The 12,402-nt window shown below is 47.4% G+C and carries 6 protein-coding genes; all 6 read right to left on the minus strand.

What is annotated here, in order from left to right; translation table 11 throughout:
- Positions 1-2,079: hypothetical protein (locus PHE24_03750; GenBank protein ID MDD4902228.1), on the minus strand; the 2,079-nt coding region annotated here is incomplete at its 3' end.
- Between the two features lie 214 nt (positions 2,080-2,293).
- On the minus strand, positions 2,294-3,088 hold the full coding sequence (locus PHE24_03755; GenBank protein ID MDD4902229.1) for a hypothetical protein: 795 nt from the start codon (positions 3,086-3,088) through the stop codon (positions 2,294-2,296).
- A gap of 200 nt (positions 3,089-3,288) precedes the next feature.
- Positions 3,289-5,715 carry an O-antigen ligase family protein gene (locus tag PHE24_03760; GenBank protein MDD4902230.1) on the minus strand — a complete coding sequence of 809 codons (2,427 nt, stop codon included), beginning with the start codon at positions 5,713-5,715 and terminating at the stop codon, positions 3,289-3,291.
- A 291-nt stretch (positions 5,716-6,006) separates the two neighbouring features.
- Positions 6,007-9,741 (minus strand): hypothetical protein, encoded by a 3,735-nt coding sequence (locus PHE24_03765; GenBank protein MDD4902231.1) that lies wholly within the window; start codon positions 9,739-9,741, stop codon positions 6,007-6,009.
- A 500-nt stretch (positions 9,742-10,241) separates the two neighbouring features.
- A complete protein-coding gene (locus PHE24_03770; GenBank protein ID MDD4902232.1) occupies positions 10,242-11,075 on the minus strand; it encodes a class I SAM-dependent methyltransferase in 834 nt (277 codons plus the stop codon).
- A 188-nt stretch (positions 11,076-11,263) separates the two neighbouring features.
- Positions 11,264-12,289, minus strand: coding sequence for a DUF5667 domain-containing protein (locus PHE24_03775; GenBank protein ID MDD4902233.1), 1,026 nt, complete (start codon positions 12,287-12,289; stop codon positions 11,264-11,266).
- Between the last annotated feature and the right edge of the window lie 113 nt (positions 12,290-12,402).

Genomic DNA, 12,402 nt, shown 5'->3' on the forward strand with positions numbered 1-12,402 from the left:
GGCATTGCCTTGCGAATCCACGGCTCTGGCCTGCCAGTGATATGACCCATTAGATAAATTTGACACTGAAACGGAAACAACTCCCCAAGTTGATGAAAAAATGCTGGTTGCGGTGGGAATACCGGTAAAAGGAGCGCCGACGGGCTGGACTTCAACTTGCAACCGGGTCGGATTATTTTCCGGGTTATCTATCGTGCCAAGCGTTCCCTGAAAAACGACCGTGTTGCCGAAAGTGTCGCCGCCTTCGGGAATAGCCGTTATACCATCAGCTTGAAACTGACCGAGATTGGAAAGGCTTACTGTCAAGGCTGAATCTTCAAAATATTGGATGTCATCAAAATGTAAAATGGGGTCTTGCAAATACTGATTACCGCTATTCTGTATCCTGACAGAATTTAAGGCGGGCATAGGATATAGAACATTTTGCCAAGAGCCGGTTAGGCCGTTTAGATCGGCGCGTATCGCCCCGCCTGATCGATCCCAATAAAAGCTGATTGTATTCCAGGAACTATCATTCAAAACTCCAACTATCAAGTTAACGTCATAATATGCCCCGTTATCGCGAATGGCCTGAAGCCTTACCACGTTTTTTCCATCAATATTTATCCGATACACAGAACTAGGGTCATATTCCTCCACCACTGAAAGTGATTGATGCCAGGTAGAGCCGGTATATTTGGGATAAACTTGCCAAGTAATGTGCCCTTGATCGGGAAAAACCGGAGTGTCATAGGGCTGACGAAGAAAGCAACCGCTACCGCCCCAACCGTTAAAATAAAGGGAATTAGGAGATGAGGCTGATAAATCATTTTTAATCTGACCAAAAGGCACATTGCAAGAAGAGTTCCAAAACCAACCATCACAATTGCTCATTGCCGGATTTGCCCCGACTGTGCAGCCGATACCGCTGTCAAAATTATCAGTCGCAACCAAAACGGAAGAAAAAAATGTTTCTCCAGTCGTCGAATCAATCGTAAAGTCAAGCGAGGCCGCAGGATTGTTCATTGCCTTCCAGGCAGAAACAACGCCTTGTAAATTAGCGCCTCGCGCCTGCCAATGATATCGGCCGTTGGGCAGGTTCGATACGGTTATCAGAACAATTTGTCCGGAAGCGAAAAAACTGCTGGTCGCATTTGGGTTGCCGGTGAATGGAATACCTGATGGCTGAACTTCAACCTGCAATTGCACCGGATAATTTACAGGGCTGCTTAACATTCCCCGTATCGTAATGGAGCTATCTGTAGTGCTCGCGCCTTCAGCGATCGGCGTTGTTCTGTCAGATTCGAATTGTCCAAGCCCGGAAATGATTACCGCTGGCGGAGAATCCTGAAAATATTGTATGTCATCAAAATGTAAAATCGGGTCTTGCAAATACTGATTACCGCTATCCTGTATCCTGACAGAATTTAAGGCGGGCATAGGATATAGAACATTTTGCCAAGAGCCGGTTAGGCCGTTCAAATCGGCGCGTATCGCCTCACCTGATCGATCCCAATAAAAACTGATTGTATTCCAAGAGCTATCGTTCAAAGCGCCGACGATCAGGTTAACGTCATAATATAACCCGTTATCGCGAATGGCCTGAAGCCTTACCACGTTTTTTCCATCAATATTTATCCGATACACAGAACTAGGGTCATATTCCTCCACCACTGAAAGTGATTGATGCCAGGTGGAGCCCACGTATTTAGGGTAAACTTGCCAGGTGATATGTCCTTTGTCGGGAAAAACGGGGGTGTCATAGGGCTGACGAAGAAAGCAACCGCTACCGCCCCAACCGTTAAAATAAAGGGAATTAGGAGATGAGGCTGATAAATCATTTTTAATCTGACCAAAAGGCACATTGCAAGAAGAGTTCCAAAACCAACCATCACAATTGCTCATTGCCGGATTTGCCCCGACTGTGCAGCCGATACCGCTGTCAAAATTATCGGTGGCAACTAAAGTGTTTTGCCAATCAGTCTCCGCATTAACCGGACTGGTAAAAATAAAAAAACCGCCTATAACAATGGCAGCGACAAACACAAAAATAAGCTTGCATGATAGCAATTTGCTTCTAAATTTTGTCGCGACATTCATATTTAATAGAAAAATAATGTCCTTCGGAAATCTATCGCCAAATCGCCGACTTTAGCATAAACTTATCAAATGATTTTCGCGGAATAACTATAATCCATAACTACAACGGAGAAATTATCTTGTCAACTGGGCGGAAAATACAATCATTCAGTTTAGTAATCGGGTTTTAATTATGAGATTATTCTGTTCTAATATGAATTATAAATTATAATTTTTATTCCGTTTTGCCGAGAAAATATCTTTTCGCGTCCGAGCCGACATACCAGAGATATCCCGAAGGATCGAGAAGTATTTTTCCTTTTTGCGCACCGGCAAAATTCAGATCAATCGGTAATTTTCCGCCGGCAACCAGAGGATCAAAGCCGGCGATAATTTCGGCGCGGTCGGCATACCCGTCAGCGTCAGTATCGGTGGAAGTCGCCGAAGTGCCCAGGGCCGCTTCCAAATTATCCGGCAAGCCGTCGGCGTCCGCATCGATGCCGCCGTAAGCGATATCGGCCAAAGGAATTTTATCCAGATCGGCCGGCGTGATGGGCGAGGCGATTTTGGCGGCGCTCCGCAATAAAGAATCGGAGAAATCCAATTGCGATTTATTTTGATCAACCTTGCTTTGCAGAGCGGTTTTTTCATCAAGCGTTTTTTTCGCCGCCGCGATCTGCGCCGTCAGATCGTCGGAAACTTTTTTATTTTGAGCGATCAGATCGTCTCTGGTCTTCTGCAAACCGGCCAGATCGGCTTGCGCTTTGGCCAAATCCGTCTGCCGCTGCGACAAACTCGACTGCGTGTCGGCCATGGCGGTCAAAAGCTTGGTATTAATGCTGTAAATTTTTATGACAATGCCGACGGCGCCGGCGAAAGCCAAAATGAACAGGCAGTAAAAAATCCACCGCTGGTAGCGCCGGAAACCGATCTCTTTGACCAGCTGATCTTTGGGAAAAACTTCCGCGCCGCAATTGGGGCAGCGCTCGGAATCGTCGGGAATTTGTTGTTTGCAAGATAGGCAAATCATATTGGTATTTAGTATTTGGTATTTAGTATTTCGCAACGAAATAAAAAATACCAAATTCAATTTTAGGCTCTGGTGCGTACGAATTTATTATACCACAAAAAAACTCGCCGGAAAATCCGGCAAGTTTTTTAAAAAAATGCTAAGAATATACCCACCCCGTCCGCCCGGGGCGGCCACCCCTCCCGTGGAGGGGAATAAATTTATTGCTGGTTCTGCAGCTGTTTGATATAAGCATCAGCGTCGGCTTTCAAGGCCGGATCGATCTTCTCAGCCTGTTGCGCGGCCGCGATAGCTTTATCGATCGCCCCTTTCTGCTGGTAAAGCCTGGCTAGGGCCACATAATACTGGGCGTTGCTTTCGTATTGCACCAATTGTTCGTAAAGCTGGATAACTTTGTCCAGGTCTTGGCTGTCGATATAATGATCGATCGACATTTTGATCACATCGGCAATCGCCAAATTGCCGGCGCCGTTATGATCCAGGCAAATATCCATTGCCGACCAGCCCTTGTCGCCCGCGGCGTTGATCGTGGAAGTGGCCGCCTTGGCTTGCCGCAGCTGGTTTTCTTTGATCAGATAAGCCTGGGCTAATTGGCAATCAGTATCGAAAAAATCAGTCTTGATCGACTTGGCATATTCCAAAGCGCTGATGCCGGCGTCGGTCTGGCTTTGGCCGATCAGCATTTGCGCTTTGATGAAATAAACCGGAACGCGCTCCGGGCTGGCGGCGATCGATTTATCAATGTGCTCGAGCGCAGCTTTAGCATAAGCTGAGCGCAAGGCCGGATCGCTGACCACTTTAAAACCGACGTCATTGACCCGGGCCAGTTCCATCTGCATCAAGCTGTCCCGGGGATTATAAGCGAGATTTTTTTCTCCTTCCGCGACGGCGAAGGCGATGATATCAACGGCTTGCGCCTGGGGCAATTTGGAAATATTCCAGGCGTAGTCGGCCACGGCGCGCAAAAACATCGAGCGGCCATCTTTATCGATCGGCGTATTATTGGCCAGGGCCTTCCGGTAAAGTTGGACGCCGGTGGCGATATCGCCCTGGCTAAAATTCATTTGCCCCTGAATCACTCCGGCAAAGGTCCGCAGCGGCATGACGGCAAAATTATAAATAAGGAAGGCGGCGATCAAACCGGCGCCGATCAAAACGAAAATTTCCCGGTCAACAAAACCAGCCGGACCGCCGGTAGCGAGCAGCGCCCTGGTGTTGCCGCGGTCTTGCCCAGTGTTCGAGAGCCAATGGATATAGCCTAAGACGATCAACAGGCACATATAAGTGACGAAGGAATCGAAAACATCCAAATTTTGCACGAAATAAGCGACCAACAGCGAAGCGATCAGACAAAATTCAACCGGCTTGATCCGGCCGCGGCGGAGCGCGCGGACCAAATAAATTCCTACCGCCGCGAAAATGGACAAATAGGCCAGGATGCCCAAAATACCGGTGGTGGAAGTAAGATCGACGATATTGTTGTGGGCGCGATCGAAATAAGTTTCCGTTTTGGCATAGTTATAGAATTTGGCCTGAAAATAACGATCGAAAGTAATGGCGTAATTGCCAAAGCCCGTGCCCAGGAGCCAGTGATTGTGAAAATCCTTGGCGCCCGCTTCCCAGGAAAGAAGACGAGTTTGGAAAGTGGCGCGGTCAGTATTGAATTTACTTAAAAATCGGTTATGGGTAATGATCGGATTGGTATGATAAACAAAAGCGAAAGCGATAATGCCGACGACGGATAAAGTCAAAACCCAGCTGGCGACGCGGATGACGCGCCGCTTATTGATAGCGCCGAAGAGAAGAATAAAGGCGGCCGCGCCCATCAATAAACCGATCGTATCGCCGGCCTTGTTGACTTTATAAAATTGGATATAAAGGAAAGGGATGGCTAAAAAATAAAACCATTTCCAGGAAGAATAGCTCTTCTTGCCGTCATTCCCCTCTTTATGAAAAAACAACAGCAAGATGAAGTAGAAAGCGAAGATCATAAAGACGGCGGCATAAAGGCTGTTGCCGAGCGTGCTGTAAACCGAGCCGTTAAAACTGCCGATTGCCACTCCAACCGCGAAGACCAGCAAAGCGGTGAAAACGATTTGCCAATCCAGCCAATCGCGAAAAACAGTAATGGCGATCAGATAGAGCGCGAAAAAATGAAGAATGTGATAAACGCCGAGCATCCTTTCGGCATTGCTCCAGAAACTCATGTGAAAATCAACGCCGGTAAAACAGGAGATGAGAATAATGACAAAAAAAGCCAAGGTGCTTAAAGTGATCAGATTTTGCGGAAGCAGGATCGGCTCCGGCTCCGCAACGATCGGGACGCCTTTCTTGGGCGGGCGGAGTTTTGGCGCTGTTTCACCGGAGGCGGCAAGTTCAGGCTGTACAGGTTTTGGCTTAAAGGCGCTAAAGGGCCAGCTGCGTTGCCAATTTTTAAACGGGCTCCATTGCGGATATTTGATGATAAAAGCCAGCCAGAAAACCAGCAGCACCTCGATCAAGATATTAAAAGGGATCTGCTTGGAGGTGATGTAAGGAAAAAGCAGATTTTTAAAAACAAAAAAAACGCAGAGGAAGGAAAGGATCACTCCGGTTTTCAGGATCCAGAGATAGACTTTTTGAGACATAGCGTTAGACGATTATAAATTATTAATGAATATAAAAGCATTCTAACGTATTTTCCCGGCAAAGTCAAAACGGGACTTAGTTAATTAGTTGATTAGTTAATTAGTTGTAATGCTAATTAGTTCGCTGAAATATTTTACTTAAAAACTAATTAACTAATTAACCAATCAACTATAAAAGCTCAATCGAAAAAAAGCCGGTTTTCTAAAAACTAAAGGAGCCACATCCTTGCGGACATGGCTCCCCGTGAGGTTTAAAGTTTCTCACTCAACTCTAATCCAATTTGATTTGGATTACGGTTCCAGAATCTTAACACCGGTGACCTTGGTGATCGACAGCAACAGCTTGTACAACGGCGAGGCTTCGGACGAATCCTGCCAGCCGATGTTGCCGGTTGTTGCGGCGCCATCCAAAGTATCGAGGTCAACCTCGACCCAGTCATTGCCCGTACCCGATTCCATAGCGGAGACATCACCCTTAATGGCGTAATAGCTGGTGTCCTGCTTCACGATCTGGGCGTCAACGCCAAGATGAGACATAAGCGGGAAGACAACCGGACCATTGGCCGTGGTGACGAGAGTGGTGGCATAGGTGGTGCTGCCGGTGGTGCCGCTGCACTTTTCGATAGTCCAGAAATCGAAAGTGGTGGTGGCGTTCTTGAGAACGTTCACGCGGATCGAGCTAAGAATGGTCTTAACCGGATCGCCAGTGGACAAAGTATTGCTATTGGCATCGGTCGTAACCTTGAGAATAGCAAGGGTGTTAGGACCGCCGCTCAAGGAAGTCGCCAAAGCGCAACCAGGCGCGGAAGCAACCAAGTCAACCGAGGAGATTCTCGACGCAACGCTGTCAATGACTTTGGACTGATCAGTGCGCATATTCTTTTGCGCCGCAGTCGAAACCGCGTAGCAGACCTTGCTTGACGCGCAAGTGCCGCTGGTCGTGGTCGTCGCTTCAGTCAAAGTTACGTTGGAAGAAACTCCCTTGGAGTTGGTCAAATCAGAAATAACGAAGGAGGAGGAAGCATGCGAGACGTTAATCTGATCCTGACCGATCGGATTCAAGACGCCCTTCAAGTACAGAGTTTCCGTACCGACCGGCACAACATGGTTGAAGCCGGTGAAGGTGGTTGAAGCCAAAACGTCGTTTACCGAGGCCAAAACCAGGCCGGAAGAATCGGTAATCGACAAGCTGGCGAACATCTTGTTGGCATTAGTGTTGCCAATGGTGGTGGTCGGATCAAGGACGCCAACAGTGAGGTCCTGGATCTTCACGGCTTCATTGGTCGCTCTCAATTTGATCGCGGCCAAATAACCGGTCGAAGCGGCGCCATCAACCTGGATGGTGTCTCTCGAGGTGTTGGTGTCGGTGTTGTCAATCGCGACGAACAGCGAACCAGAACTCAAGAAGGCAACCTTTCTGGCGGAATTCATCACTGAATCCATGGTGCCATCGAGATTGCTATCGTTGGTCGCATCGTAAACGCTATTATTGTCAACATCACCGATAGAATAAGCGGAAACGCCCAAATAGACGCCCTTGCCGCTCAAAGTGTTGTCGCTGTTGATATCCTCGGTCACGCAGTACTGTACTGTCTGGTTGGCCGGGATGCTCAACGACAAGTTGTTGAAATCGATAACGTTAGTCGCAACCGTCGAAACTGATTTTATCGGGGTGGTGCCAGGCACGCCGCCCGGGCATTGATAGAGGCGGAATTGGGAAATCGCGTGCGAAGCAGCCAAGGTGGTGGTAAATAAGGTCGTGCTGCCCGTGAACTGCAGATCAGTAACTTTCAAGTCCGAAGTCTGGTTGGCCTTCATGTTGAAGTAAACGGCCAAAACATTGGTCGTACCAACAACCTTGCTGAACGGAGTCGACAACGGATTGATTGAGAAGGTCACAGCCGGAGCCTGCACGGTCACCGAATTATAGGTGACGGAGTTCGGAGTAATGTCGGTGATCGCGGTGTTGTTCTGGTCATGGACGATCAAATCGGTTGTCGCGTTAGCTATGGCGAAGACATAGCTCTGATTGGTGGAGGACGCTTTCACGTCAGCCACGAGATCAAAGGTATAAGTCTGGCCGGTAGTTAAAGTCTTGCCGATATTGTTGATCGCGCCATAAACCTTGGCGTAAGCGGCGCCGGAAGCATACTCCAGGTCAAATCCCTGGCCAGTGGACTCTTCAACCAGCTTGACGTTTTCAATGCTGCGGAAGGCGACACTGCCGATATTACCATCGTTAGTGCCGGTAATGGTGACTTTCAAGGTGTCGAAAGTAGCGTTAGCGCTGCTATTCGAAGTGATCTTGAGAACACCAAACACCACGCCCGTGGAATTTGATTTAACCTTGTCGCTCGGAGCTTGAGCCACGCCTAAAGCGATCGTGCCGGCATTGATAACAAAGCCTCTGGTGCCAGCCGCATAGGTGCTCTGATAGAACGAATTCACGGAGGCGGTAATCGTGGCCGATTGGCCGTAAACACTGCCCACCGCGTCGATATCAGAAGTGGAATCAACGGAAATGACAGTCGTATCAGCGGCGCGGCCGTCAACTATGTCAGCATGCACTTCGAATTTGACGGTCTGGTTCTTCTTGATCACCAACGGAGAGGTCAAAACGAAAGTGGCATAACCATTGGATTTTCCAGAAAAGCCCGCGGAGCTGGCGATTTTCACGCCATTCAGATATAAAGCCAGATTGGCAAAATCAGAATTGACGGAAGTGCCATCCGATCTCTGGACCGTAATGGAATTCAAAGTGATTTCTTCCACGTTATCATTGGCGAATTTGAATTTACCAATGACCGCGTTAACATCGCCCAAATTCACATCAGACGGATTGCCGTCCTGAGAAAGGGTTAAAGCGCCAACAGTAACATCGACACCGCTCATCGTATTGCCAGCGATCGGGAAAGAACCCGAAACAGTGGCGCCGGAAGCGCTGATGTCAGCCGCCTGCAAAACGCTTAAGTTATGCTGATTGGTATCGGTGATTTTGGCTTTCACGGTGATCGCGACAGTCTGGCCGGCCGGAATCGATAACGGAGTGGCCAGATTGAAGATCGCCTCGCGGTTGGAGTCGACAGTATTCTTAACATTGCCGATTCTGGTGCCGTTCGCGAAAAGAACAACATTCGTTATGGCGGAAACAGCGCCCAAACCGTCGGCAGTCAAAGTGATACCGTTAATAAGAGCCGCGCCATCATTGGAAGCGGTCAAATTAAATTTCAACATCGGAACCGAGGAATTTTTAGCCACGGAAGCAGCAGCCGGAGAATCGGAAGCTAACGCAACCGAAACGGCACTGCCGCCGGCAACCGGACCCGGAACCACGCCGCTCTGCGACACAGTGTTCAAACCGCTCTCAATACCATTTACGACAGCCCCGGTAGAGGGCATGACATAAGCGGTCGGAACAGTCGCCACGTAGTCGAAGTTATAGCTATTGGCATCAAAAGCCGCCTGTGAGGCGAACTTTCTGGCCGTACCATCGGCAGCCAAGAGCATGACGTCCGGAGAACCGGCAGTCTTGATCAGCTGGCCAATCGGATACGCGCCGACAGCTAACGGAGTGCCAACCGTGTAGTTGACAAAGAAAGAATCGGGAACATCGATAACCATCTTGGCCCAATTGGCGCCCCAAAGACTGATGGCGTTAGCTTCGCTAACGATCGATCTTAAAACGCCGTTCGGTTCAACCGCGTAAACGGTATTGATGCTCGGAGATTTGATTAATTTAGTACCCGGTCTAACGACGACGTTCGCGGCTAAAGGATAACCTTCCATTTCAGAAGCAGGAATGGTTATCACGCCGGAGAAGTCCTTGTACCAGGAAAAATAAGTCGACTGATTCGGGAAAACATATCTCTTACCGTTGGCGCCAAGATAATACACGGAAGAAAGACCGTTAATCTTGATCAGATCGCCGGCCGAGGCAGCCGCGCTCGCTCCTTGCGGGGCGACAACAACTGACATCGACAAGACGGTCATAAACATGACGCTGCCGATAAGAATTTTTCTTAACATACTCATATTAAGTACTTTCGGAAGCCTTATCTGAATGTTTACACATTTACATGCGCAAACAATTCAAGTAAAGCAGAATTGCTTTTGAACTTTCAAGGATGACGGTTCCATTGCAAATCAATTGGAATCCCATACCCTACCCGACAGGAAAGACAATGTATTTGACTTTATGGAAACAGCCGCTAAGCCGCTTCCAGGCTTCTTCTAGAAAAGAAGCCGCTTGCAAGGCAGAGCAAAATTTAGCTGATTTGCTCCGGCCGAGGAACGCGATATTTCGCGTTCTTGTCTCCCCTACTTGTTCATAAGCAAAATTAAATAATTTTTGTAAGAAGGAATCCGTCTTATCCTCGTTTAGACCAGTCGTCGGAACGCGATATTCTGCGTTCCGATCCCTGACAAAAGATAAGATTCGACCTTTAGGGAATTCCCTAGTCTGTTTAGACCAGACCCATTAAGTCCGAACTTGTTCGGAATTAATGGCTCCGTCTAAATGCAATTTTCTATTTTATAAAGATGGAATATATCTTATCAATAAATTTCATCACCGGATTATTGCGCAGTTTATCCAGGGCGGCCGGATTGACGGAAACAACACTTTCTTTGAATAAGTCTGAAAGTTTTAAATCATTATTACTGCAGACGGCGATGAAATAAAGCGGTTTGCTCTGCCCGGAAAAATAAACCTCTCCCCTGCCTCCGGCCCTGATCAGGCTGGCAATTCCGTTCGTCTGTTCCAGGATATATATATTTTTAAAATACTTTTTTAATATTTCCTCGAATTCGCCGCGGGTGAATTCGCGAAGGTGGTAAGGATTTTTTTGGCCGAACACTTCGCGATTAGGCGTGGAAACCAAAAAAATTCCTTCCTCATCCAAAACTCGGGCGATCCCGGCCAAATATTTTTCCGCATTGGTTAAATGTTCGATAGTTTCGAAGGAAACAACCAGATTGAACGACTTGTCGGCCAGATCGGTCTCCCCTCCTTCCGAAGGAGATCCCCCCTCCTTTCCAAGGAGGGGTTTGGGGGTGGTTGCGAGGGGGTGGGTTTCCTCCGCGTCGCCGACCATAAAAACAATATTGCCGGCAGAATATTTTTCCCTGGCTGCCGCGATCGCTTCCGGACTTTTATCAACCGCCGTAACTTTTTGCGCTCCGGCTTCGGCTAAAATTTTCGAACCATAACCTGATCCGCAAGCAATATCCAGAATATTTTTACCGGCCGCGATTTGCGCCGCTAATTGATAACGAACCAGATGCTCGTCGTAAATAATATTCGAACGATTCTCTTTATTGATGATTAATCTTTCCTCAAAAACCATACTCACGTAACACATATCACGTAACACGTAACATGGCGAAAATAAAAATATTTTTAAAATAATCACCTTTTCTCTTGAATCAAATGTTGTTTTAAAAATTTAGCCAATAAGGATAATTGTTATGTGTTATGTGTTATGTGTTATGTGTTATGTGTTATGTGTTATGTGTTATGTGTTATGTGTTATGTGTTATGTGTTATGTGTTATTTTCCGCTCGAGCTGCCGACAGCTCCGGCCGAATTGCCGACGCTGGTGGAAGCTCCCGGTTCGCTAACGCCTTTAACTATTCCAAAATCGATTTTTTCAATAATTTTTCCCACTTGATCCAGCATATCCTTGGCTCCGGAAAAATCTTTCGTCTCAAAAGACTGAGTCGCCTTATCCAAGGTGGTATTAATATCAGCCGGGGTAGTCGTGGAAGAAGCCGCGGTGGAAGTTGCCAGACTGGAAACACTGTTCGAGGAAACGGTTTGCGGCACCAGTAAAGAAGAGGTAACTACTCCATCATAAGCGGTATTTTTTAAAACGGCATTGGGATCGTAAAGCTGCAATCCTTTGTTATCCTTGCCCGATTCCACGCCATAAACTTTGCCTTCAGCATCCTTTTGCATGCCGCCGATGCCAACCTTGGCATCATCGTTATTCCCGGCCAAATTGCCGTTAGCGTTATTGGCCGCCGCTCCGGAAGCGGGAAGGGCGGAATTTTTTTGCTGCATCTCGCTGATTTCCGAATATCTTTCTTTCACCGTATTAATTTCCTGTTTGAAATTTTGCGCCAGTTGCTCCGCTTTCTTTTGATTTCCCGCGGCATTAAAATTCGGATTGGATAATATTTCTGTGATCTCCCTGGCATGGATGTTCGCCAGCTTCATATCGAGTTTCGCTTTATCCTCCTGATCGAAAGTCATCAGCAACTGGATATTTTCTTTCCAAACTTTGACAATATATAAATTGTCTCCCGGCTTGGAATTTTGGGCCGCCAGCGCGCCCAGGCTGCCGCCGGTCAAAATTATCACTAAACCAATAACGGCCCAAGCGGTGGCCGGCAAAAAAGAAAAAATATTTTTCAAATCATAGGCCATCACTTCGAAAAGATTAACTTTAATTTCCTTGCCGACGGAATTGGAAATTTGCGCCAACAAAACATCCCGGGCCTCCTGTTTCCAGGAAGACTCGGGTCTTGTTTCTTTTAAAATGCTCAACTTTTTAATTAACTCATGATCGGTCATAAGAATGATGGGGACAAACTTTTTTGAAGTTTTAATTGGGCAAATTACGTTGTACTCTTTATACCTAATAATACGTAAAACCGGGTAAAACGTTACAGTTGACAAAACCGGAA

It is taken from the genome of Patescibacteria group bacterium (genome assembly GCA_028707065.1).
Lineage (GTDB): Bacteria > Patescibacteriota > Patescibacteriia > Patescibacteriales > WJLG01 > JAQTUZ01.